This window comes from Gordonia oryzae, assembly GCF_003797185.1.
Classification (GTDB): domain Bacteria; phylum Actinomycetota; class Actinomycetes; order Mycobacteriales; family Mycobacteriaceae; genus Gordonia; species Gordonia oryzae.
The window spans coordinates 106,910-131,151 of the sequence record NZ_RKMH01000003.1 but is presented as its reverse complement, the minus strand read 5'-3'; the positions used below and the strand labels follow the sequence as shown (position 1 = coordinate 131,151).

General features: G+C 67.6%; 20 protein-coding genes, 2 pseudogenes and 1 riboswitch. Of the genes and pseudogenes, 10 read left to right on the top strand and 12 right to left on the bottom strand.

The genetic code is table 11. The features are described from left to right. Nucleotides 1-11: 11 nt before the first annotated feature. The 3 genes from EF294_RS04790 to EF294_RS04780 form a co-directional block, all read right to left on the bottom strand. Entirely contained in the window at nt 12-1,289 is a 1,278-nt protein-coding gene (locus EF294_RS04790; protein WP_123926148.1) for a primosomal protein, read from the bottom strand. A gap of 77 nt (nt 1,290-1,366) precedes the next feature. Further along, nucleotides 1,367-2,317, bottom strand: coding sequence for a C40 family peptidase (locus EF294_RS04785; protein ID WP_123926146.1), 951 nt, complete (start codon nt 2,315-2,317; stop codon nt 1,367-1,369). Then, entirely contained in the window at nt 2,317-2,643 is a 327-nt protein-coding gene (locus tag EF294_RS04780; protein ID WP_123926144.1) for a type VII secretion target, read from the bottom strand. Before EF294_RS04780 ends, EF294_RS04785 begins: the two co-directional genes overlap by 1 nt. 257 nt (nt 2,644-2,900) lie before the next feature. Between EF294_RS04780 and upp the strand changes: the two genes are divergently transcribed. Continuing rightward, nucleotides 2,901-3,473 (top strand): uracil phosphoribosyltransferase, encoded by a 573-nt coding sequence (gene upp, locus EF294_RS04775; protein WP_425459400.1) that lies wholly within the window; start codon nt 2,901-2,903, stop codon nt 3,471-3,473. 18 nt (nt 3,474-3,491) lie between these two features. Here upp and EF294_RS04770 read toward each other — a convergent pair whose 3' ends face one another. From EF294_RS04770 to EF294_RS04760, 3 genes are all read right to left on the bottom strand, one after another. After that, complete coding sequence (locus tag EF294_RS04770; protein ID WP_123926142.1) at nt 3,492-4,271, bottom strand: ABC transporter ATP-binding protein; 780 nt, start codon at nt 4,269-4,271, stop codon at nt 3,492-3,494. 46 nt (nt 4,272-4,317) lie between these two features. Then, nucleotides 4,318-5,016 (bottom strand): hypothetical protein, encoded by a 699-nt coding sequence (locus EF294_RS04765; RefSeq protein ID WP_123926140.1) that lies wholly within the window; start codon nt 5,014-5,016, stop codon nt 4,318-4,320. Nucleotides 5,017-5,149: 133 nt separating this feature from the next. Then, complete coding sequence (locus EF294_RS04760) at nt 5,150-5,953, bottom strand: purine-nucleoside phosphorylase (RefSeq protein WP_123926138.1); 804 nt, start codon at nt 5,951-5,953, stop codon at nt 5,150-5,152. Between the two features lie 78 nt (nt 5,954-6,031). Between EF294_RS04760 and EF294_RS04755 the strand changes: the two genes are divergently transcribed. Beyond that, the gene (locus EF294_RS04755) at nt 6,032-6,739 is read left to right on the top strand and encodes an enoyl-CoA hydratase/isomerase family protein (RefSeq protein ID WP_123926136.1); all 708 of its coding nucleotides are present in this window, start codon (nt 6,032-6,034) and stop codon (nt 6,737-6,739) included. A 46-nt stretch (nt 6,740-6,785) separates the two neighbouring features. Next, on the top strand, nt 6,786-7,985 hold the full coding sequence (locus tag EF294_RS04750) for an amidohydrolase (RefSeq protein WP_123926134.1): 1,200 nt from the start codon (nt 6,786-6,788) through the stop codon (nt 7,983-7,985). 31 nt (nt 7,986-8,016) lie between these two features. On the opposite strand, the gene EF294_RS04745 is transcribed toward EF294_RS04750, so the two are convergent. Continuing rightward, nucleotides 8,017-8,499, bottom strand: coding sequence for a gamma-glutamylcyclotransferase family protein (locus EF294_RS04745; protein WP_123926132.1), 483 nt, complete (start codon nt 8,497-8,499; stop codon nt 8,017-8,019). Between the two features lie 244 nt (nt 8,500-8,743). On the opposite strand from EF294_RS04745, the gene EF294_RS04740 reads away from it, so the two are divergent. The 3 genes from EF294_RS04740 to EF294_RS04730 all read left to right on the top strand — a co-directional run bounded on the left by EF294_RS04740 (nt 8,744) and on the right by EF294_RS04730 (nt 12,168). Continuing rightward, entirely contained in the window at nt 8,744-10,147 is a 1,404-nt protein-coding gene (locus EF294_RS04740) for an NAD(P)H-quinone dehydrogenase (protein WP_123926130.1), read from the top strand. A gap of 178 nt (nt 10,148-10,325) precedes the next feature. Further along, complete coding sequence (locus EF294_RS04735) at nt 10,326-11,711, top strand: hypothetical protein (RefSeq protein WP_246007710.1); 1,386 nt, start codon at nt 10,326-10,328, stop codon at nt 11,709-11,711. A 4-nt stretch (nt 11,712-11,715) separates the two neighbouring features. After that, nucleotides 11,716-12,168, top strand: a complete 453-nt coding sequence (locus EF294_RS04730; protein ID WP_123926128.1) for a hypothetical protein — start codon at nt 11,716-11,718, stop codon at nt 12,166-12,168. Between the two features lie 18 nt (nt 12,169-12,186). Here the strand turns inward: EF294_RS04730 and glpK are convergent, their stop codons facing one another. Further along, on the bottom strand, nt 12,187-13,695 hold the full coding sequence (glpK, locus tag EF294_RS04725) for a glycerol kinase GlpK (protein WP_123926126.1): 1,509 nt from the start codon (nt 13,693-13,695) through the stop codon (nt 12,187-12,189). A 54-nt stretch (nt 13,696-13,749) separates the two neighbouring features. Here glpK and glpD point away from each other — a divergent pair, with 54 nt between their 5' ends. Together glpD and EF294_RS04715 are read left to right on the top strand one after the other, a co-directional pair. Next, nucleotides 13,750-15,495 (top strand): glycerol-3-phosphate dehydrogenase, encoded by a 1,746-nt coding sequence (glpD, locus tag EF294_RS04720; RefSeq protein WP_123926124.1) that lies wholly within the window; start codon nt 13,750-13,752, stop codon nt 15,493-15,495. Between the two features lie 85 nt (nt 15,496-15,580). Beyond that, a pseudogene (locus EF294_RS04715) lies at nt 15,581-16,001 on the top strand (pyridoxamine 5'-phosphate oxidase family protein); the annotation flags it as partial. Nucleotides 16,002-16,307: 306 nt separating this feature from the next. Here EF294_RS04715 and EF294_RS21895 read toward each other — a convergent pair. From EF294_RS21895 to EF294_RS04700, 3 genes and pseudogenes are all read right to left on the bottom strand, one after another. Then, nucleotides 16,308-16,523: pseudogene (locus EF294_RS21895) on the bottom strand (HNH endonuclease); the annotation flags it as partial. Between the two features lie 169 nt (nt 16,524-16,692). After that, nucleotides 16,693-17,478 carry a DNA-formamidopyrimidine glycosylase family protein gene (locus EF294_RS04705; RefSeq protein WP_123926122.1) on the bottom strand — a complete coding sequence of 262 codons (786 nt, stop codon included), beginning with the start codon at nt 17,476-17,478 and terminating at the stop codon, nt 16,693-16,695. Beyond that, complete coding sequence (locus EF294_RS04700) at nt 17,465-22,153, bottom strand: ATP-dependent helicase (protein WP_123926120.1); 4,689 nt, start codon at nt 22,151-22,153, stop codon at nt 17,465-17,467. The genes EF294_RS04705 and EF294_RS04700 overlap by 14 nt, the downstream gene beginning before the upstream one ends. Before the next feature lie 70 nt (nt 22,154-22,223). Then, nucleotides 22,224-22,369, top strand: a riboswitch (cobalamin riboswitch). Nucleotides 22,370-22,404: 35 nt separating this feature from the next. On the opposite strand from EF294_RS04700, the gene EF294_RS04695 reads away from it, so the two are divergent. Then, nucleotides 22,405-22,626 (top strand): CbtB domain-containing protein, encoded by a 222-nt coding sequence (locus EF294_RS04695; protein WP_123926118.1) that lies wholly within the window; start codon nt 22,405-22,407, stop codon nt 22,624-22,626. A gap of 26 nt (nt 22,627-22,652) precedes the next feature. Next, complete coding sequence (locus EF294_RS04690) at nt 22,653-23,477, top strand: CbtA family protein (RefSeq protein ID WP_123926116.1); 825 nt, start codon at nt 22,653-22,655, stop codon at nt 23,475-23,477. 70 nt (nt 23,478-23,547) lie between these two features. Here EF294_RS04690 and EF294_RS04685 read toward each other — a convergent pair whose 3' ends face one another. Continuing rightward, nucleotides 23,548-24,210 carry a (2Fe-2S)-binding protein gene (locus tag EF294_RS04685; protein WP_123926114.1) on the bottom strand — a complete coding sequence of 221 codons (663 nt, stop codon included), beginning with the start codon at nt 24,208-24,210 and terminating at the stop codon, nt 23,548-23,550. Nucleotides 24,211-24,242 lie beyond the last annotated feature (32 nt).

Below are 24,242 nucleotides of genomic sequence, written 5' to 3'. Positions count from 1 at the left end.
CACCCGCGCCGTCACCGCTTCTTGACGAGCCGATCCTCGAACTCGTGCTCAAGGGCTCGCCACGCCTCGGCCTCGTTGTCGAACGGGGGGCTCGGCGCCATCCGCTTGGGGTCGGGGTTGGTGGCGTAGTCGACGAACCAGCCCAGCGGGGTCGTCGAGCCCAGCGCCTGGGCCACCGAGTCGTCGCCGGCGTAATCGGCTGCGTCGGTGAACAATTCGACCGCCAGTTCCAGTTGATTGCGATCGATGCGCCGGGGACCGTCGGTGATGTCCTCGACAAGGCCGGGCAGCACGTAGACGTTGACGTCGATGACGTCGAATTCCAGGGAACCGTCGGTCGCCGCGACGCGGACGTCGTCGAACGTCGACACAGCCGAGAGGTCATGAGAGCTGTCCTCGGCGAGGAACTTCGACAGCGCGCGCGGAGAGGTGAAAACGAAGATCTTGCCGTCGTCACCGAGGAACACCGGATCGTCACCGAGGTAGCACCGCAACGAGAGGAACTCGCCGGTGCCGGTCACGATACGAATCGGGTCGATACCCACCGAGGCCCAGAAATCGTCGTCATCGAGGTCCTCGTCGTCCTCGTCGTCTTCGGCGATATCGGACTCGGAATCCTCGGGCGACTCGATATCGGGGTCGCCGACGAGGTCGAGGTCCTCGTCGGGCTCGTCCTCGTCCTCGGCGGAGGCGGCAGCCTCGAGTTCGGCCTCGGCGGTGGACGCCGCTGCCTTGTCGACCTCGGGTGTGCTGATGACCTCGTCGATCGCGTCGAGCACGTTGTCCCAGTGCTTGGCGATCAGTCGACCGATGCGCACCCACAGGTCGGTGCCGTCGCGTCCGGCGAAGTTGCGCGTGCCCGTGGTCACCGCACCGAGGATCGGGTTGCCGTTGAAGAACTTGGTGATGACGGTCAGTTCGCAGACCTCGCCGAGGATGCGCACGATCTCCAGTGCGTCCTCGAGTTCGGCGATCACCTCCGGCGTCGGGTCCTCGGCGGCCAGCTCGGGGACGCCCACCAAGTCGTAGGAATGGCGGTCGTCGGGGACCAGCTCATCGGCCTGCAGGCCCTTGACGGTTTCCCAGGCCGGGTGCTCGACGAGATCGTTGTCGTCGTCGGTGCGGATGAAGGCGACGAGCGCGGAAACGCTGGCGAAGACGTAGAGGTCCTCGTCGAGTCCGAGGAATGCCTCCCACTCGTCGTCGCCCTCCCGCCAGCGGGGTGCCCACAGGGTGAAGCTGTTTCCGTCGGTCAGTCCGAGCTCGATGGGGACAATGTCTCCGGCCATGACGTCACAGCGTAGCGATCGCGCCTGTGAGCGCCATACCGCCCCCACGACGGGCAGGTGAACTTCTGCATCGACACTCATCGCGGCCTGAAGAAGCCCTGAAAGCCCTGGCCGGCATTCGTCGTCCGCAGGGGTGCGATCTGGACGGGGTCCCCGGCCTCCACGAGTTGATTGTTGCCCACATAGATCGCGACATGACCGTCCCAGACCGCGAGGTCGCCGGGCATCAGATCGGCTTGGGCCACCGCGAATCCGGCGGAGTCCTGCTCCTGGGCCAGTCGCGGCAACTCCAGACCGGCCTGCCGATAGGCCCATTGAGTCAGGCCGCTGCAGTCGAAACCCCTGGGGTCGGTGCCGCCCCACACATACGGCACGCCCTGCTGGCTCAATGCCGCGCGTACCGCCGCGGCTGCGCGCACGTTCGGGGCGTAGGCGATTGACCCGTCGGGCAGTGTGATTGCGACCCCACCGTCGGTGACCTCGCCCTCGGCGGGTCGTCCAGCGGGACCGGCAACCGGGGCGGGCGCTTCGTGGCGGGCGAGCACGGCCAGCGCGGCGGTGTCGGCGGCGAGTTCCGCCCGGGTCCGTTCGACGACTGCCACGCCGCGCCCGACGTGGTCGATCGCCAGGGGCAGCAGTACCGCGAGTCCGGTGGGGGTGAACAGATCGGCACCGAGTGCGCGGGCAGCCTGGTCGAACGAGTCCACCAGCGACTCGAGCTGACCGGCGGCGTCGTGCACCCGCAGGGCCGCGGACTGCGTCAGCGTCACGACCTGCGCGTCGTCTCCGGTGATCGCGCTGGTGTGTCCGGCGGTCACCCGGGACGCGGCCTGGGCGGCCTCGGCGCCGCGTCCCTGCCATTGGGTGCCGAGTCTGGTGGCGGCGGCGAGCGCGTCGTCGCGGGCCGATGCCAGATCCGGCGCGAGGGCTGCGATGGCGCTGACCGGATCATTACCCGGCAGCACACCGGTTCCCAACGCCGTCAACAGGATTCGCAGTGGAGCGATCAACAGGTCGGCGGATGCCATCAGGAGTCCGCCTCCACGCCGGGCCCGCCGGCGATCGACAACGCGGTGGCCGACATGTCGTCGACACCGGTGTAGGCGGCCCCCGCAGCGGCACTGTCGCCGGATAGGGCCAGGTGGCGGTCGGCGACGGCGGTCAGTCGGGCGCGCCTGCTGTCGAGGACTCGGCCCAGGGTGGTGAGGAAGTCCGCGCCGATCAGCCCGAAGGTCAGTGCGAGGGGTGTGAGGTCGGTGGCGATCGCGTGTGCGCCGATCCGGGCCGAGGTAGCCGCCTCGCCGACGGCATGGGCAGACAGCGCCGTGGGGGATACGGAGAGTTGTTCGATCATGCAGATTTGGACGCAACGGCGGGCGTTCTGGTTCCATCGACGTGGCGGCCCGTGCGGCGAGGCCCGAGGAGGTCGGTCACCAGGCCTCACCAAGCCCCGCCCACTATGGTTTCCCCATGCCTGTTCACCCCCAGCCCGAGCACCCTGTTCCCGAACGACCCGAGTCCGAACGACCCGGGTCCACGAGCGCCCAGGCCGGTCGAACGTTGCCCGTACAGGTCGTCGATCATCCATTGGCCGCAGCCCGACTGGCGACGATGCGCGACAAGGGCACCGACAACCCGGCCTTCCGGGCTGCGCTGTCGGACCTGACGCAGATGCTCGTGTATGAGGCGCTGGCGGATGCGCCGAGCACGCAGGTGACCATCCAGACACCCATCGCCACGTGCACCGGCTCGCGACTTGCCAAGCCGCCGTTGCTGGTTCCGGTGCTGCGGGCAGGCTTGGGTATGGTTGAGCAGGCGCATGCGATGGTGCCCGAGGCGCTCGTCGGATTCGTCGGGGTGGCCCGCGACGAGGCGACGGCCACTCCGGTGCCCTACCTCGAATCGCTGCCCGACGATCTCGCCGGGCAGCCGGTCTTCGTGCTCGACCCGATGTTGGCGACCGGCGGTTCGATGTTGCACACCATCGAACTCCTGGTTGCGCGCAACGCCACCGACATCACCGTGTTGTGTGTGGTATCCGCACCCGAAGGCATTGCGGCGCTGGAGAAGTCGGGCCATCCGGTGCGCCTGGTGGTGGGGGCCGTCGACGACGGTCTCAACGAGGCGTCCTACATCGTGCCCGGCCTCGGTGACGCCGGCGACCGCCAGTTCGGTCCGCGCTGAGCCCGCCCCGCACGGGACTCAGGTGGCCACCGCCGACCACCGGCCCTGGTGGCGGCGCACCGTGACCGGGTGATCGAAACAGGTGCTGATCGTCGCCGACGTCAGCGTCGCCTCCACGGTGCCCGCGGCAACGACCTTGCCCTCCCGCAGCAGCATTGCGTGCGTGGTGCTCGCGGGCAGGTCCTCGAGGTGATGGGTGACCAGCACGCTGGCGAGATCGGCGACGTCGCCGCGCAGCCGATCGATCGCCGAGAGCAGTTTCTCGCGAGCTGCGAGATCGAGGCCGGTGGCCGGCTCGTCGAGCAGCAGCAACGCCGGACGCGGCATCAGCGCCCGCGCGATCAGCGTGCGACCACGTTCGCCCTGACTCATGAACTGCCACAATGAATCCCGGCGCCCACTCATCCCCAGCATGTCCAACAATTCGTCGGCGCGGGCATGTTCGTCGTCGGTATAGTTATGGCGCCGATCCAGTTCGGGGGTGTTGGTCAGCCCGGTCAGGACCACATCGTGCGCCGAGATCGGCACGTCGATGCGCCAGCGCGGATCGACATGTCCTATGTGAGTGCGTAATGCGCGCATGTCGACGCGACCCAGGCGTGTGCCGAGCACGTGCACGACCCCGGTGGTCGGGTGCGAGCGGGCCCCGAGGATCGCCATCAACGTCGACTTGCCTGCGCCGTTGGGGCTGAGCAGCGCCCAGTGTTCACCGGTCTGCACGACGAGGTCGACACCGTGCAGCAGGGCCCGGGAACTCCGGATGACATCGATGTGGGAGGCGTCGAGAACGGCGGACATTCGTTCAGTTGTAGACCTCGACCGACGAACCCGGGATGCGGGGGCGTCAGTTCGACGACCAGTACTCCACCATCGGCTCGGTGGCCAGCGTCGCGCCGTTCTCGGAGATGACCAACGCCGACGGCGAGACGGCGTAGGTGACCGCGCCGTTGCGCGCCAGATAAGTGGTGCCCACCATCTGCGGATAGCCGATCTCGATGGGATTGCCGTCGGCGAGACCCTTGTAATACCAACGCCCGGTCTGGTTGCCGACCTGGCAGATCACCACCTGTGATCGGCTGGTGCGGCCGATGACGATCGCCGGATCGTCGGCGGCGTTGCACCGCGGACCGGACAGGAAGCCCTGCCAGTCGGCGCCCGAGACGGTGGGGCGGGGTCGCACCGGCTGCTGTGTGGTCGTGGTCGGTACGCCGGCCGGTCCCGAGGCGCCCCCGGGCCCGGTGACCGTGCTGGTGACGGTCTGCGTCGAGGCGCTCGCAACCGTCGGCGACGCCTGGGCCGAATCAGCCGCGGCCGGATCGGCGGGGGCCGAACCCCGGGTCAGCCAGTACGCGCCGGCCCCCGCGCCGATCACCACGAGTACACCGACCACGATGGCGGCGATCACCAGCGGCGATGACCACGGTGACCGCGGCGGCCGATAGCCCTGCTCGTATCCCTGCGGAGGCGGCGTGGGGTACCCACCACCCGACGGATACCCCTCGCCAGAGGGATAGCCACCTGGATCTCCCGGCGGATAGCTCATGGGAACCTCTCTGGGACGCGCGGTGATGATTGGTGCGAACGGTACCGCAGTGACAACCCCGACATTCGAGACCGCGCGGATGTCCGGGCTTGTCGAATATCAGGGCTACCCGAAGGTCGGCGAGTGGTGGAGGTCAGAGCCTGGCGACGACTGTCGCCAGCAGCTCACCCATGTGCGTGGCCGACGTGCGGCCCACTGCGAGGACCTCGGCGTGGTCGAGCGGCTCACCGGTGATGCCGGCCGCCAGGTTCGTCACCAGCGACACCCCGAGCACTTCGAGTCCGGCGGCGCGTGCGGCGATCGTCTCGTGCACCGTGGACATTCCGACGAGGTCGGCGCCGAGGGTGCGCAGCATGCGGATCTCCGCCGGAGTCTCATAGTGCGGGCCGGGCAGCCCCGCATAGACGCCGTCGGCGAGCGAGGGGTCGACCTCGCGCGCCACCTCGCGCAACCTCGGCGAGTAGGCATCGACCAGATCGACGAACTGTGCACCGACGAGCGGCGAGCGGCCAGTGAGGTTCAGATGATCGGCGATCAGGACCGGTTGGCCGACGCACATGCCATCGCGCAGCCCGCCCGCTGCGTTGGTGAGCACGATGGTGTGCACACCCGCCGCTGCCGCAGTGCGTACCGGATGGACCACGCGCGCGAGGTCATGGCCCTCATAGGCGTGGATGCGTCCGAGCATCAGCAGGACCCGGCGGTCGCCGATGTGCACCGACCGGATCGTCCCGCCGTGCCCGGCGGCCTTGGGTGTGGTGAAACCGGGCACCGACGACATCGGCAGCGTCGCGCTCGGTGTGCCGAAGGCATCGGCGGCCGGCGCCCACCCGGATCCCAGGACCAGTGCGACATCGTGCGCGGCACAATCGGTTTCGGTGGCGATGGTGGCGGCCGCCGCGATCGCGGCGGCATCGGGGTCAATGGTGGGATCCATATGTCTCACCCTATGACCTCCGATCCGCGCCTGCCCGGTGCCCGGAGGGCGCGGGTGTGCAGGCGATAAGGTCTGCTCATGCCTTTCCTGAGCGCGGAGCCCACCGCCGCCGACGTCGCCGAACTGTTCCTCGGTGCTCCGGGGGTCGAACTCGATGAGACGAATCCAGAGAACCGGTTTGCCCCCGCGTGGATCGAGAAGACGAGCGCGTTGCTCGACGACGCCGCCGCCGGTGGCGCCAAGGCCCTGGTCATCACCGCGACCGGAAAGTTCTTCACCAACGGTCTGGACACCGACCACATCGCCGCGCACGCCGCGGAGTTGCCCGCCTATCTGGATTCGGTACACGCGCTTTACACCAAGGTGCTGACGTTGCCGGTGCCCACGGTGGCCGCGATCAACGGACACGCCTTCGGTGCGGGCGCGATGCTCGCCCTGTGCGCCGACCACCTGATCATGCGCACCGAACGTGGCTACTGGTCGCTGCCCGAAGCGGCCCTCAACATGCCGTTCACCCGGGGGATGGCCGCGCTGCTGCGCGCGCGGTTGCCCGAGCGTACGGCCACCGAGGCGATGCTGACGGCCCGCCGCTACGGCTCCGATGACGCCGTCACCGCCGGCATCGTCGACGAGGCCGTGGCCGTCGAGGAACTGCTCAACCGGGCCGTCGAGGTCGCGTTGCAGCGGGCCCCGCTGGCCGGGCACACGCAGACCTTGATCAAGCGTGGACTGCGACGGCCGCTACTGGACGACCTCGCGGTGCCGACACCGCCCGATCTGCTCTGAGCCCGACGCAGCGGTGGACGTCTCAGTGGATAGAAGGAGAAATGTGGTGACGCAGGCCGAGATCGGTGACCCCTCCGGCGGTGTGCTCGACACCTGGCTGGCCACCCACCGCGATCAACTCATCGGCTGGCGCCGACACATTCACGCCCACCCCGAATTGTCCCGGCAGGAGTTCGCGACCACCGAGCTGGTGATGGCCGAACTGACCGCGCTCGGCCTGGCCCCGCGTCGATTCCCGTTGGGTACCGGCGTGGTCTGTGATCTGGGCCCGAGTACCGGTCAACGCATAGCTCTGCGCGCCGACATGGACGCGTTGCCGATCGCCGAGCACACTGGGCTGGAGTTCAGCTCCACAGTCGACGGGGTATCGCATTCGTGCGGTCACGACGCACACACCGCGATCCTGCTGGGGACCGCGGCCGCCCTGGCCTCGGCGCCCGACCTGCCCGTCGGGGTCCGGTTGGTGTTCCAGCCGGCCGAAGAGGTGATGCCCGGCGGTGCCCTCGACGCAGTGGCCGCGGGAGTCACCGAAGGGGTGAGCCGGATCTATGCGCTGCACTGCGATCCGCGGTTGCCGGTCGGTTCGGTCGGCCTGCGCGTGGGCGCGCTCACCTCCGCCGCCGATCACATCGAACTCCAATTGCGCTCACCCGGCGGGCATACTTCACGCCCGCATCTGACCGGTGATCTCGTCTACGCGATGGGCGCCGTCATCACCGGCCTTCCGGGCATCCTGTCGCGGCGCATCGACCCGCGATCGGGCACCGTGATGGCATGGGGCGCAGCGCATGCCGGTAACGCCCCCAACGCGATCCCGCAAGAAGGGATGCTGCGCGGCACCGTACGAACCGGCGAGCACGGCACCTGGGCCGACATGGAGCCTCTGGTGCGTAGTATCATCGGTGAAATCCTTGCGCCGCTACGGGTTTCCTACGACCTGTCGTACTTTCGCGGCGTGCCGCCGGTGATCAACGACCCGCTCGCGGTGCAGGTGTTGGCCGCATCGGTGGCGACCCTCGGTCCCAACGCTATCGCCGACACCCCGCAGTCACCGGGCGGCGAAGACTTCTCGTGGTACCTCGAGCAGGTGCCCGGAGCGATGGGTCGGCTCGGCGTGTGGAATGGTCTCGGACCCCAACTTGATCTGCACCAGCCCACCTTCGACATCGACGAACGCGCCCTCGAGGTCGGTGTGCGCGCACTCGCCGGTGTGGTGTTCGTCGGATCGCCGGGCGGACCGACCTGAGACCGAGGTATCGGCTCGGGGTCCGGGACTCTCAGGCCTCGGGAGCACCCGGACCGGGCCCGACGTTGCGAGCTTCGCGCAGGCGGAGATCCTGCACGTAATCGGCGGGCGCGCCGGCCACCTCGGCGGCGTCGGCCATCACACCGAGATAGCGGGCCGAGGGCAGCCCGCCCTCGTAGGCGTCGAGGACGTACATCCACGCCAGGACCCCGCCGTCGGAGGTCTGCACGCGTGCCCGGATCTTGCGGTGGATGCCCAGTTCCGAGCCCTCCCACCGGTCGAGATTGTCCTCGTCCTCGGTCGGGACGTCGTAGAGGACGACGAAGACCTTCGCGTCGGGATCGTCGCGATCCTCGGTGACGGTGGCCAGTGATCCTTCCCACCCGATATCGCCGCCGCCGAAGGTCAGTCGCCAGCCGTGCAGCCATCCGGTTCCCGACATCGGCGAGTGCGGGGCGCGCAGCGCCATCTGCTCGGGATCCATGTTCGAACCGTACGCTGCGTAGATCGGCATAGTTGCCCCTGACCTGCACTTTCCCGCCGGGATGGAGCCCGGCCTCATCGATTTGCCGCCACCGGTGCACCTGCGGCCACGACGATCGTATTACGCCGGACGCCGCCGCACGATGCACGCGGTGATCGTCGACCGCGGTATGACGCGGAAATCGGCAACGGCGGCCACGAGGAATGAACGTCGATGGCCTAGGTTGGTCAGCGGAGGCGACAAATGTCTTTTGGCCCGAACAGGAGTGATGGACGTGACCAGGATCGTGATCATCGGCGGAGGCCCCGCAGGCTATGAGGCGGCTCTGGCCGCGGCCGCGTACGGCGCCGACACCACCGTGATCGACTCCGACGGCATCGGCGGTGCCTGCGTGCTGTGGGACTGCGTGCCCTCCAAGACCTTCATCGCGTCCACCGGTATTCGCACCGAGGTCCGACGCGCCGTCGACCTCGGTATCAATGTGCGCACCGATGACACGTTGGTGACGCTGCCGTCGATTCATCAGCGTGTCCGCGATCTGGCATTCGCCCAGTCCGCCGACATCCGATCACGACTCATCAGCGAGGGTGTCACTCTGGTCTCCGGCACCGCAGCCCTGGAAGGGCCGCAGGTCGGGGTGTCCACGCACGCCGTCACCGCCACCCTCGCCGACGGCTCCACCCAACGCTACGAGGGCGACGTCGTCCTGATCGCGACGGGCGCCTCGCCGCGTGTGCTACCCGACGCACAGCCCGACGGCGAACGCATCCTCACTTGGCGGCAGCTCTACGATCTCGAGGCGCTGCCGCAACACCTGGTCGTGATCGGATCGGGTGTGACGGGTGCTGAGTTCGTGCACGCCTACACCGAACTCGGGGTGAAGGTCACGTTGATCTCCAGCCGCGACCGCGTGTTGCCGCACGAGGACGAGGACGCCGCACTCGTGCTCGAAGAAGCGCTCGCCGAGCGCGGGGTCGAATTGGTCAAGCACGCTCGTGCCGACAAGGTCGTGCGGACCGGTGACTCGGTGACCGCATACCTCGCCGACGGCCGCAGCGTCACCGGTTCGCATGTGCTGATGACCGTCGGATCGATTCCCAACACCGACGACCTCGGTCTCGACCGCGCTGGCGTCGAGACCCATCGCGGCGGTTACATCACCGTCGACCGCGTCTCGCGGACGTCGGTGGCTGGTATCTACGCGGCCGGCGACTGCACCGGACTGTTCCCGCTGGCGTCGGTGGCGGCCATGCAGGGCCGGATCGCGATATACCACGCCCTCGGCGAGGGTGTGAGCCCGATCAAACTCAAAACCGTCGCCTCGGCGATTTTCACCCGGCCCGAGATCGCCACCGTCGGCGTCTCGCAGAACGCCATCGATTCCGGTGAATATCCGGCACGCACGGTGATGCTGCCGCTGGCCACCAACCCGCGCGCCAAGATGAGCGGTCTGCGCCGTGGCTTCGTGAAAATCTTCTGCCGGCCCGCCACCGGTGTGGTGATCGGCGGTGTGGTGGTCGCCCCCAACGCCTCGGAACTCATCCTGCCGATCGCTCTGGCGGTGCAGAACAAGCTGACCGTTTCCGATCTGGCACAGACGCTCTCGGTGTACCCGTCGCTGTCGGGATCGGTGACCGAGGCTGCCCGGCAGCTCGTACGGCACGACGATCTGGACTGATCTGTTCGGCCGTCCTGTTCGCATGCGCTCTCTGTGCGCCACCGGCTCTGATCCATCCACAGGTGTCCGGTTGGTCCGGTCCGGCCGGACGCGGGCCGGTAGGGTTGCTCACGAGGTCGGCGTGGTGGTCGGGACGTGAGCACAGGCGACTGTGCGTGAGGCAGTGGCGGGTGAGGCAGTGGCGGGGAAAGCAGGGGTGACCGGTGGCGGCGACCGCAATGCCCGGCGCAGTGGTGAGCGCCCGGCGGATTGCGGCAGCACCGACTGGGGGTCGATGTCGATCACGGAAATCCTCACCATCATCTCTTCGATGAAGCAGGGCGCCGCTCAGGGCGACGCCGACGCGGTACTCGTCGCCATCGAGAAGGTGGAAGAGATCGCCCGCGCCCTGCTGAACGGCTTCACCGACGACGGGGTGCTGATGGGGCAGGCCGCGCGGGGTGCGGTTGACGCCGCTCTGCGGCTCGGTGGCGAGATGTCGGCCGGCGTCGCCGACGCTCGCCGTAGTGCGGCGGCCATGACCGAGGCGGCGGGCATCCTCGGCGCGACCCATGGTCAGAAGCCGCTGCTCGAGGCGTACCGGATACGGTTGCATGATCATCCCGAGGATGCCGGTGCGGTCCGTTCACAGGTGCGCGGCATCATGCGGAGTACCTACGGCGGACCGATTGTCGGTGCCGCAGCCTCGTTGCCCAGTCCCACAGCCCCAATCGGTACCGACTCGTACTCAGGGGTGCGCGATGGCGCCGGCCCTGCCGAGGGCACGTCGACATCCGGATCGGGACCGTCGGGCACCAAGCAGTCGGCATCACTCACCGATATCGACGACACCGGACCATCCGGCCCCGGAGGCGGACCCGGCGGCGCTGGTGGCCCGACGGGTGGTGACCCCCAGACCACTGCTGTTCCCACAGCCGGCCCGACCTCGACGACCGCCACCGGCGCCGGGTCGGGGCCGTCGGGATCCCGCGGTGGCGGCAACGATCCGTCGACGTTGACCCGCGGGGGCCTCGGTAGCCCGGTCACACCGGGAGCGGCGATACCGGTCTCGGGGCGCGGCACTACAAACGGAGCTGGTGGTCCCGAGGGTGTCACTGCGGGAGGGATCGGACTTCCCGAAGGTGTGATCTCCCTTCCGCCAACCGCTTTCGCCCCGCCATTGACCTCGGTAAGTACTCCCGCGGCCGGTGCCGGAACACCGGGATCTCCCGGCGGCGGGATGCGGCCGACGACAGGCCCCGGGGCCGGGCCGGGTGCCGGCGGCGTCCGTTCGCGCGATACCCGTCATCGACCGGCCCACTATCTCAGCGACGGCGAGAACGGGCGTGAGATCGTCGGTGAGTTGCCGCTGGTCGGTCCGCCGGTGATCGGCGACTGGTCTCCGCATGCGCTCCCGCCGACTATCGACGATTCCGGATTCGGGGCGGTCGCCCTACCGATCAGTGACCGCGGCTCGGCGGCTCCGGTGGCCGGTCAGCCCGCCGGCATTACCGCCGGGTCGGCGTTGTCCGACCCGGATTGTGGCGTACCGCAGGATGATTCGTCGACAACTTCGAAGCGTTGAGTCGATGGCAATTCCGGGATCGGCCAGACGTGTCGATCGACTCGGTGGCGGGGCGGTGGCCGAGCTCGTGGGTCGCGTCGCAGCGGGCGAGGTCGAGGACTGTCTGCGGATGCTGACGGTGACCGTCATCGACGTCGTCGACCTGGGTGGTGAGCCCGCGGTCCATGAGGTGTTGACGCAGTGGCGTGAGCAGGGGCGGGTCTCGCCGGCGACGCGCTCACAGCTGGCCGCGGTGATGACGCGACACGAGGTCGATGCGGCTTTCGCTCATCGCTCCTCCGACATCGAGGCCCAGCGACTATCGTTCGTCAAAGCGCGTGCACTGCAGTGTCTTTTGATCGCAATAGACTCCGCGTTCGGACCCGCCGAACGGCTCGGCGAAGCCGCTTACGAGGCTGCTGCGGCGATGGGCGGGACGGCCGGGGTGGTGGCCGTGCTCGTCGAGTTCGCGGCCTGATCACCCCGACCGGCACGTTCACGCCAGGCCGTAGCTGTGTTCCACCGCGCGATTCCATTCGCCATATAGGCGGTCCCGTACCGGGGCGTCCATCGCCGGATTCCACCGCGTGTGTTCGTTCCAGTTCTCCCGGATCTCGTCCTCGCTGTCCCAGTATCCGACGGCAAGGCCGGCCGCGTACGCCGCGCCGAGAGCGGTGGTCTCGTTGACCACAGGCCGGATGACGGGGACGTCGAGGATGTCGGCCTGGAACTGCATCAACAGGTTATTGACCACCATTCCGCCGTCGACCTTGAGCGTCGACAACCGCACCCCGGAATCGGCCTGCATCGCCTCGATGACCTCTCGTGTTTGAAAAGCGCTGGCCTCCAGCGCAGCTCGCGCGATATGACGCTTGTCGGCGAAGCGGGTCAGGCCGGTGATGATGCCCCGAGCGTCGGGCCGCCAGCGGGGTGCGAACAGACCGGAGAATGCCGGCACGAAGTAGACACCACCGTTGTCGTCGACCTGTGCTGCGAGCTTCTCGACGTCAGCGGCTTCGCTGAACAGCCCGAGATTGTCCCGAAGCCACTGCACCAGTGACCCGGTCACCGCGATCGACCCCTCGAGTGCGTAGCGCGGTGCGTCCTCGCCGATCCGGTAACACACCGTCGTCAGGAGCCCATGATCGGAGAACACCGCCTCGGTTCCGGTGTTGAGCAACAAGAAGTTTCCGGTGCCGTAGGTGTTCTTCGCCTCGCCTGGCGACAGACACGCCTGCCCGAAGGTTGCCGCCTGCTGGTCGCCGAGGATACCCGCGAACTGCACCCCCGGTAGCGAACCGTGTCCGCGTAGAGAGCCATAGACCTCCGAGGAACTGCGGATGTCGGGCAACGCCTCGACGGGAATGCCCATGTCCGCGCAGATGGTCTCGTCCCAGGTCAGGGTTTCGAGGTCCATGAGCATGGTGCGGGAGGCGTTGGTGACGTCGGTGATGTGCTGACCACCGGTCGGTCCACCGGTCATGTTCCATGCGATCCAGGAATCCATTGTGCCGAAGCAGAGTTCGCCGTTGCGTGCGCGTTCGGCGACGGCGTCGACGTTGTCGATGAGCCAGCGCATCTTCGGTCCGGCGAAGTAGGTCGACAACGGTAAGCCGGTGCGGGTGCGGTAGCGGTCGGCGCCCGCGTCGCCGCCGAGTTCCTCACACAGCGCGCCGGTGCGGGTGTCCTGCCACACGATGGCGTTGTGCAACGGCTCGCCGGTGGAACGGTCCCAGGCGACGGTGGTCTCGCGCTGATTGGTCAGCCCGCAGGCGACGATGTCGGCGACAGTGAGGTCGGCCGACGCCAGGGCCGCGGCCACCACGCGTCGCGTGTTGCGCCAGATCTCCGCGGGGTCATGCTCGACCCACCCGGCTCGAGGAAATATCTGGCGGTGTTCGAGTTGCTCGACGGACACGACCCGGCCGCGACGGTCGAAGACCATTGCGCGGGTGGAGGTCGTGCCCTGGTCGATGGATGCGACATATCCGGGGGTGCTGGCCACGTCGCCAGTGTCGCACGCGGTGCCCCACGTCGAGATCAATTACGCTGACGGACTATGAACTCCGAGTTCAATCCCGATCGACCTGCCGATATGGGCCCTCTCTACCGCGCCGAGGCGTGGCGGCGGTTGTCCGAGGAGCAATTCGACATCGTCGTGATCGGCGGTGGCGTCGTCGGGGTGGGAGCTGCGCTCGATGCGGCGACCCGAGGACTGCGGGTTGCCCTCGTCGAGGCCCGCGACATCGCCTCGGGTACATCGAGCCGGTCGTCGAAGATGTTTCATGGTGGGTTGCGCTACCTCGAACAACTCGAATTCGGTCTCGTCCGTGAGGCCCTGGCCGAGCGTGAATTGTCGTTGCGTCTTCTTGCGCCGCACCTGGTGAAGCCGCTTCCGTTTCTCTATCCGCTGACGCGGCGGGTGTGGGAACGACCGTATGTTGCTGCCGGGATCTTTCTGTATGACCGGATGGGTGGTGCCAAGTCCGTTCCAGGACAACGACATGTGACCCGATCGGGTGCGCTGCGTGTTGCGCCGGCCCTCAAGCGCGACTCGTTGATCGGCGGCATCCGTTATTACGACACCGTCGTCGACGACGCCCGCCACAGTCTCACGGTGGCACGTACCGCGGCGAACTACGGTGCGGTGATCCGCACGTCGACGCAGGTGGTCGGGTTCCTGCGGGAGGCCGATCGGGTGATGGGAGTGCGTGTTCGCGACAGCGAGACCGGTGATACCGGGAAGGTGCGCGCGCACTGCGTCATCAATGCCGCCGGGGTGTGGACCGATGAAGTGCAGGCACTGTCCCATCAACGCGGCCACTTTCGGGTGCGCGCGTCCAAGGGTGTCCACATTGTCGTTCCCCGCGACCGAATCGTCAGTGAAACGGCGATCATCTTGCGTACCGAGAAGTCGGTGCTGTTCGTCATTCCGTGGGAGACGCACTGGATTATCGGGACCACCGACACCGACTGGAATCTCGACCTCGCGCATCCGGCCGCTACCCGGGCCGACATCGACTACATCATCGATCGGGTCAACGAGGTATTGGTGACCAAGCTCACCCACGACGATATTGAGGGTGTCTATGCGGGTCTGCGGCCCCTGCTCGCCGGTGAGGACGAGTCGACGTCGACGTTGTCGCGGGAGCATGCGGTTGCGCGGGTGGCTCCCGGGTTGGTGTCGATAGCGGGGGGCAAGTACACGACCTATCGGGTGATGGCGGCCGATGCGGTGGACGCGTGCGACGACTACATCCCGACACGGGTGGCGCCGTCGATCACCGAGCGCGTCCCGTTGCTCGGTGCCGACGGGTACTTTGCGCTGATCAATCAGTGCGAACATCTCGGGAAGCGTTTCGGCCTGCATCCCTACCGCGTTCGACGATTGCTGAATCGGTACGGATCGCTGATCGACGACGTGCTGTACTACGCCGACACCGATCCCTCGTTACTGCGCCCGCTGGCAGCTGCACCGCAGTATCTGCGTGTGGAGGTCGTGTACGCGGCGATCGACGAGGCTGCGCTGCACCTCGAGGACGTCCTGGCCCGCCGCACGCGCATAGCGATCGAGTATTCGCATCGAGGTGTCGGATGCGCCCAGGAGGTCGCCGAACTCCTCGCGCCGATACTCGGATGGGACGACGAGCGCATTGCCTTCGAGGTGGAAACCTACAACGCACGGGTCGCCGCCGAAATCGCCTCGCAGCAGCAACCCGACGACGCTTCGGCCGATGCGTTGCGCGCTGCTGCGCCCGAGTCCCGACAAGAGATCCTCGAACCGGTGCCGGTCACCGACAACTGACGGTGCGTCCACTTTGCCGGGGACCTTTGCCCCTGTGACCAGTGATGTGGTCGAGGGACAATGGGCTATGGGAAATGGAGAGGTCATGGTGGACAACCCGGTTCAGGAGCTTCCCGTCGACTTCGCCTGGGCATTGTTCGCCGCCAAGAAGTCGGACGTCTTGCGGTGAGTGTGGGTGCTCAGCCCGACATCTTCCCGGTGAACTACTACGCCGGCGAGAAACGCATCCTGTTCCGCACCGGTGGGGAACCAAACTGTCGGAGCTCGTGGTCAATTCCCACGTGGCATTCGAGTCCGATTTCTACGGCGACGGAGCGACCGGATGGAGCGTCGTCGCCAAGGGCTCGGCACGGATACTGTCCCGCGGTGGCGAAATCGCCGCCGCCGACGAGTTGCCGCTGCAGCCGTGGATTCCGACAATCAAGTGCAACTACGTCGAAATCACCGTCGACGAGATCTCCGCTCGCCGATTCCAATTCGGCCCCGAACCGGAGCGTTACCCGGTCGGAATCACCCCATCGGGGAATTCCGACTTGGCCGTCGAAGGATGTTTCGTTCCTCCCCGTCCGGTGGCGCTTTCCTGCGCGCTGGCCTTCTCATCCGATGGTCGAGGTGCCCGGCGCCCCAGTCGTCGGGCCTCGAGACCTTCTGTGCCGAAAGGCTTCCGGGCCACGGACGCGACTCCTCGACCACCGGGTGGGCTTCTTTATGGAGTTCTCAAACAACGGATGCGGTCCCGGCCAGGCCGGGTGCGGGGAATCAAGTTGTGGGGCGGTGCAGGTCAGGATGCTACGTCGTCGAGCCGCATGGTTGATGGTGGTGTTACACGACAGCATTGTCGCGGTGCCTTCGGTGATGGCACCCATGTACTGCAACTCGCCGCCGAGCGCCGGGTTGTTCGCCGACCACGTCCACAACAGGCCGTTGGTCGGTTTGGCCGAGAAGGTGGTGTCGGCCAAACCTTGCTTCGCCAACTCCACGATCGTTTCGAACGCGGCCGCACAGATCTGCTCGGGTGTCCGCGGATCCCGAGGCCTGGGGCTCCGTGCACCTCGACCGTCGGGGGAGTGTGCTCGACGGTCGGGTGGGGCGGGTTGCTCGACCATGGGGGAGGGCGCGCCGACGTCGGGGGCGGCGCACCGACGTCAGGGGGATAGCCTGGTCATTGATTGGCGAGAGTCCTCGGTGGAACGACGGTCAAGACTGGCAGTGAGGGCACCAGTACAGGACGCGATCCTGTCCGGGAGGGCCGAGGAAGCCACGGCGGATGAGGGTCCCGCATCGGCGGCAGGGGCGACCGCGTCGGCCGTAGACATAGACGCGGGCGTGCGCATCGGTGGCGCCGGTGGTGGTACGCGCGGTGCGCGTCCGGTTGGCCCAGAGGACGCGATGGGCGAGATCGACCATCGCGGGAACGTCGACGTCGGCAACGGGTCGTTCGGGGAGGACGCCTCGGAGGAAACATAGTTCGCACCGGTACACGTTGCCGACGCCGGCCATCAGGTGTTGGTCCAGCAGTGCCAGGCCAATGGGTGTGCCGGGGCGTGCTTCGATACGGCGTACCGCTTCGGCGGCATCCCACTGCGCGCCGAGGAGGTCGGGGCCGAGGTAGGCCAGGTCGGACTCCGGCGCGGTGAGCAGTTCGAGGACGCCGAGCGAGAAGCCGACGGCCTCGGTGGTTTCGGTGCGCAGCACGACTCGGGCTTCGTGACCGGGCCGACGCCATTTCGCGCCGCGCGGATGCACATCCCAGATTCCCTCCATCTTGAGATGCGAGTGGATGCTGACGGGAACGTCGAGGTCGTCGCGGGACACGTCGATCAACAGGTGCTTTCCGCGCGAGCGGACATCGGTGACCAACCCGCCGGTCAGATCCCGGGTGGCCAGCCGAGGAACCCGGAAGTCGGTGTGGGTGAGTACCTTTCCGGCCAGAGCGCCGCGCAGACGGGTGGCAGCTCGAAAGATGGTGTCACCTTCGGGCATGGTGTCCGTAGCGTAGGCGCAGACCGCGCGGTGTGGTCGAGAAGCCGGCGTCGACGAGGATCGGAGCGAGGTCGGATCGCAACGATTCGGCGCCGTCGATCTGATCGATCGCCAGGCGTGATACCCGACCGTCGTGCACGACTCCGGCCAAAGCCTGTGCTGCCGAGCGCAATACGCTCTCGCTGTCGTCGAAGGTGAGAACGGTCTTACCGCCGCGTTCGACGTAGATCGTGAGAACCCCGTCCACCAGTACCACCAGCGCGCCGGGTTTGCGCCCGGGTCGATGCCCGCTCTCGGGGCGTTCGGGCCACGACAGGGCACCACCGTAGGGATTCGCCGGATCGGTGGCGGCGAGGACGACCGCGGTGCGTGTCGAGGTGTCCTGATGGTCGAGGGTGTGAAGTCGCAACTCGTCGACGGTCGCCGGGGCGGCGAACTGCGCACCGCCGAGTCCGTCGACGTAGTAGCCGCGGCGGACGAATCCGTTGTCCTCGAAGATGGTGAGTGCCTTGTAGATCCGCGCGAATCCACCGACGACCCCTTCGGCGACGACCGAGCCGCGGGTCACCACGCCGTACCGGGTCAGCAGTTGATCACAGAGGACCTGGGTGGACACGGTCGGATCGGTGGTTCGGCCGGGCAGGGTGAACCAGCGACCCGCCACGGTGGCGGGGGTCGACACCGCCGGCGTCGTCGAGATCACATGGCGAGTCGTGAGTCGCGACGAGCGCAGCCGGGGTGCACGGGCAGGGGATCGGTGTGCCGGGGCCGTGCGGGTCCCGCCGGTTGATCGCGTCGTGAGCAGCGCACGCACCGGCGCGAACGAGTCGTTCGACAGATGACCCGACCACACCAGGTCCCACAATCCTGATTCCACTTCCGCGGTGATCGCGGTCATCGATGCGGTGGCAGGTGCGTCGGGGCCGGCGAAGTCGCCCACGAACTGTGCGAAGCGCAACCCGCCGGAACCGGCGAATGTCTCCAGTAGTCGTCGATGCACCTCGGTGGTGTCGATCTCGTCGGGCTCGGGGAGCAGCACCTGTGTGAGATCGGCCGGGCACAACCGGATCCAACCGTCCGCGCCGCCGATCCGCCCCGCGCCCGACCAGACCACCTCACCGGAACTGAGGAGTTCATCGAGCATAACGGGGCTGTAGTCGGCGACGCGCGACGGCAGGATCAACGATTCCCATGCCGACGCCGGAAGCGGAAGTCCGGCAAGCTGATCGATCGCCACCGACACCCCGTCGACCCCGGTCAGCCGATCATCGCGGTTGCTTCGGTCGGCGGTGCGTGGTGTCACGTGCTGCCACCCCGCGAGGAAGCGCGACAAGGTCGCGTCGTCGACCGGCTCGATGTCGGCGCGGCTCGCAGCGAGCGACCCGCGCCGGATCTGCCCGAGTACGTCGCTGTGACACCACTGGGTACCGGTCGCCGCGGGCAGGAAGTCGCCCTCGATGACCTTGCGGTCACCGGCCATGCGTAGCAGCACCTCGCGGATGACTGCGACACCGAGCCCGAGACAGTCGGCAGCCTCGTCGACGGTGAACGGGCCATGTGTGCGGGCGTAACGGTGCACGAGGTCGCCGACCGGGTCGGCGACTTGCTCGAGGAACGCTGTGGGTACGCCGAGCGGTGCGGGTACGCCGAGTGCGTCGCGAAGCCGCGCGGTGTCCTCGATCGCGGCCCAGAGCGCACGCCCGCGTTGACTAACCGAGATGATGGCGCCGTCGCGGTGCAGAGCAGCGAGAACCGTTGCCGCGTCTACCGGTTGAGCGTCGGCAGACGCCGCATCGGGGTCGTTGCCGCCGTAGCGGGCAGCGACCTCTGCGGTGGTCAGCGGCCCGAGCCAGCGCAACAGATCGACGACGTCCTGGGCATCGCGGGCGTGCCTCGACGGCTCGAGTCGTTGCAGGCGATTGGTGACCTCCATGATCACACCGGGGTCGAGGAGTTCGCGCAGATCAACGCGGCCGAGGAGCTGGGCGAGCAGCGCGGTGTCGAGAGACAGTGCCGCGGCCCGCCTTTCGGCGATCGGCGCGTCGTCGTTGTACATGAAGGCGCCGACATAGCCGAAGAGCAACGATGCCGCAAACGGCGACGGTGACTCCGTCTCGGTCTCGACGACCCGCACCCGGCGGCTGGCCACACTGCGCAGCAGTTCGATCAGGGCGGGCAGGTCGTAGATATCCTGCAGGCACTCCCGGACGGCTTCGAGCACGATCGGGAAGTCCGGGAATCGTGAGGCCACGGCCAACAATTGGGCGCTGCGCTGGCGCTGTTGCCACAGAGGCGCGCGCCGACCGGGATCGCGGCGCGGCAACAGCAATGCTCGGGCGGCGCATTCGCGGAACCGTGAGGCGAACATCGACGACTCGGCGAGCGCGTCGGTGACGAGTTGCTCGATGTCGTCGGGGTCGATGGTGAACACCGCAGCACCAGGCGGGTTGTCGTCGGTGTCGGGTAGACGCACGATGATGCCGTCGTCGGAGGCGGTGACGGCACCGTCGAGGCCGAGCGTGGTCTTCAGTCGCGCGGAGATGGCCGACGCCCAGGGCGCATGGACTCGTAATCCGTACGGGGAGTGCAGGATCAACCGCCAGTCGCCGAGTTCGTCGCGGAATCGTTCGACGACGAGCGTGCGGTCGGTGGGCAGATGCTTGGTGGCGGCACGCTGTTCGGCGATGAGCGCACCGAGGTTCTCACGGGCGTAGGTGGTCAACCCCAGCTCGTCGGCGCGGCGATCGAGTTCGGTACGGTCGGCGATCTCGCCGGTGAACCGGCCGATGGCGGCCCCGAGTTCGGCCGGTCGGCCCACCGCGTCACCGATCCAGAATGGCAGGCGTCCCGGTTGCCCGAACGCCGGCGTAACCAGCACTCGATCGTGGGTGATGTCCTCGATCCGCCAGCTGGTGGCGCCGAGCGCGAAGACGTCACCGACGCGAGATTCGTAGACCATCTCCTCATCGAGTTCGCCGACGCGCGTGTGTTTCTCACCGACCATGAATACACCGAACAGCCCGCGGTCTGGAATGGTGCCACCGGAGGTGACGGCGAGCCGCTGGGCGCCGCGGCGCCCGATGAGCACGTTGCGATCACGGTCCCAGGTGACCCGCGGACGCAGTTCGGCGAATTCGTCGGACGGGAATCGTCCGGAGATGAGGTCAAGGGTGGCCTCGTACACACCGCGGCCGAGCTCCCGATATGGCGCACTGCGGCGCACTACCTCGAACCACTCGTCGACGTGGATCTCGTCGACGGAGGCTGCGGCGATCGTCTGTTGGGCCAGGACGTCGAGAGGGTTGGTGGGTACCCGCAGCTCCTCGATCTCGCCCTCCCGCATGCGCGATACCGCGACGGTGCAATGAATGAGGTCGGTGCGGTGCTTGGGGAACAGTACGCCCTGACTGATCTCGCCGACCTGATGCCCGGCCCGGCCGATGCGTTGCAGACCACTGGCCACCGACGGCGGCGCTTCGACCTGGACGACGAGATCCACTGCGCCCATGTCGATTCCGAGTTCGAGGGAACTGGTGGCCACCACGCATCGCAACCGGCCGGTCTTGAGTTCGTCCTCGATCTCGGCGCGCTGCTCCTTGCTGACCGACCCGTGGTGTGCCCGGGCCAGAAGGGTCGTGGCCGCCGAGGACGCTCCGCTGCCCATCACCATCGCCGGAGCACCCCCGGCGACCCGCGGGTTCGCCGCCGCGGTCACCGCGGCGGTCACCGCGGCGGGTGCGGTTCGGGATTCGGCGATCTCGTTGAGTCGTGCGGTCAGCCGCTCGGCGAGGCGACGGGAGTTGGCGAACACGATGGTCGTGCGATTGGCCTCGATCAGATCGACGATCGCCGATTCGACGTAGGGCCACAGCGATCCCGCGGTCGGGGAGAACGCGTCGTCGAGATGCTCGGAACCGGGAGCGTCCGGTGGCGGCGGGATGTTGGCCATGTCTTCCACGGGCACGTCGACGCGAAGGTCGAACGTCTTGTTCGCTGGTGGACGCACGATCGTGCACCGCGCGGCACCGGCCAGGAAGCCGGCGACGACCTCGGGTGGGCGGACTGTCGCCGACAATCCGATGCGCTGTGCAGGTGTTTCCAACAGCTCGTCGAGACGCTCGAGAGACAGCGCCAGATGGGTGCCGCGTTTGGTACCGGCCACCGCGTGGACTTCGTCGATGATCACGGCCTCGACGCCGGTCAGCGTCTCCCGCGCGGACGACGTCAGCATCAGGTACAGCGACTCAGGGGTGGTGATGAGGATGTCCGGCGGTGTGCGGACCAGCCTGCGGCGGGTCGCGGCGGGGGTGTCCCCGGAGCGCAGGCCGACGGTGATCGCCGGCTCGGGATCGCCGAGCTCCTGCGCCGCGCGGGTGATGCCGGTCAGTGGTGCACGCAGGTTGCGTTCGACGTCTACGGCAAGGGCCTTGAGTGGTGAGATATAGACGACCCGGGTGCCGCGTGACCGATCCGGACGCACCGCGAGGCGGTCGAGGGCCCACAGGAATGCCGAGAGGGTTTTGCCCGAACCGGTGGGGGCGATGACCAGCGTGTGGTTGCCATCGGCGATCGAGGACCATGCCCCGGTCTGCGCCGCGGTCGGCTCGGCGAAGGTACCGCTGAACCACCGCCGCGTGGGGGCGGTGAAGCGATCGAGAACCGATGGCGAAGCCATTCACCCATCATCCACGTTGCCTCCGACAACACTCCGCGGCGGTGTTGTGCTCGTGTTGTCCGATGGGTCGCGTTGGTCACGTTTGCCGGGTATAGAGTTCTCGCCAGATGCTGACGGAAACCCGGTGTGAGTCCGGGACGGTCGCGCCACTGTGAGCCGGACGGGGGAGTCACCCCGCCCGACGAGTCAGGATTCCGCCGAGCATCGATCCGACAAACGCTGGGACGCGTCATCCCACGAAAGGACCTCCCATGGTTGCAACCACCCACCAGAACAAGGCACGGGCCCTCGCGGTACCCGACCTCTCCGTCGCGTCGGCAGCCCTGTGGCTGACCGCGACGTTCATCCTCGCCGCGATGGCCTACTACGTCATCGGATACGACCAAGGTGCTTGGTCGGTGTTCGGCAACGACACCCACATCCACGAATTCGTGCACGACTCCCGGCACTTCCTCGGCTTCCCCTGCCACTGATCGAACGAGCACGGAGACAACCGAACATGGAAAAGAAATTCATCGGCGCCGGTCTGCTGTCGGGATTGGTCGCCGGGATCGTTGCCTACGTTTTCGCCCGGATCTTCATCGAGCCGCAGGTGGCCAAGGCGATCGACTACGAGGACGGACGCAGCGAGGCCGAAGCGGCTCTGATGGCCGCGCACGGGCATGGCGGCCACGAGCACGGCGCCGAGGTGTTCACCCGCTCGGTGCAGGAGAACATCGGCGCGGGTGTGGGGACCATCGTGTTCGCGGTGTCGATGGGCGCGTTCTTCGCGATCGCGTTCACGATCGGGTGGACCTACCTGGCGCATCACCGCGCCGGAGCCGACCCACGATGGGCTGCGGCCCTGATCGGGCTCCTCGGCTTCGTCGCAGTCTTCGGGGTGCCGTTCTTCGCGTATCCGGCCAACCCGCCGGCCGTCGGCGACGACGACACCATCGGTGCCCGGTCGACGTCGTATCTCACCCTGACTGTCGTCTCGGTGGTCGCGGTGATCGCGGCGGTCGTGTTCGCGCTGTGGCTGCGGCAACGCTGGGGAGGGCTCGCGGCCACCCTGGCAGCCGCGATCGGCTACCTGGTGGTCGTGACCATCGCGATCGCGCTACTGCCAGAATTCCACGAGGTTCCCGAGCCGGTCATGAACGGCGACACGATCGTCTTTCCCGGATTCCCGGGCGCGGTGATCGGCGATTTCCGGGTGTACGTGATCGCCAATCAGGTGATCCTGTGGACCGTGCTGACGACGACCTTCGCGGGCATCATGAGCTGGCTGAGCCGGTCGGGCTCGTCTCAGCGGGCGGCGACGCCGGCCGCGGTGCACAGCTGATCCCGGCACGACGTCCGCCCCGCACACACGTGGGGGGCGGACGTGGTGCGCTGGTGGGGAGAAAGCATGATCAGATCAGCACGCAGTCACCGCAGACGGCGCCCCGATCGCCGGTGACCCGATAGATCAAACAACAACTGCGTCGGCGGAATCTCGGTCCCGCGCGTAACCGCCCGTCCTCGACACGAGGCTCGGCGAGAACACCGTCGGCCGCGGCGAGGGCGCGTACAGCCACCTCCGGACGGGTAGTGGCGATGAGTCGTGCGGCACTGTTGGTCGCCGAGGCGACGTTGCCCCAGAGCGTTCGCCCACTCACGCCGAATCCGTTGCCGACTGCGTCGGTGAGTTCGCCGACGATTCCGCCGGCAAGGTTGGGTCGGACGTCGGTCGCCGCGGCGGTGACCGACAGCGGATACGGCCCGCCCAGTTCGTCCTGCCACCACAGGTCTTCCGCCGCAACCGAGATCGGCGGTTCGTCGAGCGCGGCCACAGCGATCATCGGAGCGATGATACGGGCGACCATCCCGAGGTGGGTCACCGACGCGGCCACCCTCTGCTCGACGGGTGCGTCCGTGCCCGCGCCGAGTGCGGCGCGCACACGTTCCACCCGCGCCTCCAGGATGTGCGCGTCGGTCAGCAGGTCGGCCATCGTCAGCCACGGGGCATCACGCCGTTGCCCGCGAGCATGCGTGCGGACGGCGAAGAAGGGGCCGAGGTCATCGAGAGAGGTCACTGCCGGATGAGAGTAGCCGCTCGCCGGACGGC

Bases quoted from the DNA above. Each gene is read 5' to 3' on its own strand.
- EF294_RS04690 (WP_123926116.1), top strand. From the start codon at position 22,653: ATGGAAAAGAAATTCATCGGCGCCGGTCTGCTGTCGGGATTGGTCGCC.
- EF294_RS04705 (WP_123926122.1), bottom strand. From the start codon at position 17,478: ATGCCCGAAGGTGACACCATCTTTCGAGCTGCCACCCGTCTGCGCGGC.
- EF294_RS04790 (WP_123926148.1), bottom strand. From the start codon at position 1,289: ATGGCCGGAGACATTGTCCCCATCGAGCTCGGACTGACCGACGGAAAC.
- EF294_RS04770 (WP_123926142.1), bottom strand. From the start codon at position 4,271: ATGTCCGCCGTTCTCGACGCCTCCCACATCGATGTCATCCGGAGTTCC.
- EF294_RS04785 (WP_123926146.1), bottom strand. From the start codon at position 2,317: ATGGCATCCGCCGACCTGTTGATCGCTCCACTGCGAATCCTGTTGACG.
- EF294_RS04700 (WP_123926120.1), bottom strand. From the start codon at position 22,153: ATGGCTTCGCCATCGGTTCTCGATCGCTTCACCGCCCCCACGCGGCGG.
- upp (WP_425459400.1), top strand. From the start codon at position 2,901: ATGCGCGACAAGGGCACCGACAACCCGGCCTTCCGGGCTGCGCTGTCG.
- EF294_RS04745 (WP_123926132.1), bottom strand. From the start codon at position 8,499: ATGCCGATCTACGCAGCGTACGGTTCGAACATGGATCCCGAGCAGATG.
- EF294_RS04780 (WP_123926144.1), bottom strand. From the start codon at position 2,643: ATGATCGAACAACTCTCCGTATCCCCCACGGCGCTGTCTGCCCATGCC.
- EF294_RS04755 (WP_123926136.1), top strand. From the start codon at position 6,032: ATGCCTTTCCTGAGCGCGGAGCCCACCGCCGCCGACGTCGCCGAACTG.
- EF294_RS04765 (WP_123926140.1), bottom strand. From the start codon at position 5,016: ATGAGCTATCCGCCGGGAGATCCAGGTGGCTATCCCTCTGGCGAGGGG.
- EF294_RS04695 (WP_123926118.1), top strand. From the start codon at position 22,405: ATGGTTGCAACCACCCACCAGAACAAGGCACGGGCCCTCGCGGTACCC.
- EF294_RS04730 (WP_123926128.1), top strand. From the start codon at position 11,716: ATGGCAATTCCGGGATCGGCCAGACGTGTCGATCGACTCGGTGGCGGG.
- EF294_RS04760 (WP_123926138.1), bottom strand. From the start codon at position 5,953: ATGGATCCCACCATTGACCCCGATGCCGCCGCGATCGCGGCGGCCGCC.
- glpD (WP_123926124.1), top strand. From the start codon at position 13,750: ATGAACTCCGAGTTCAATCCCGATCGACCTGCCGATATGGGCCCTCTC.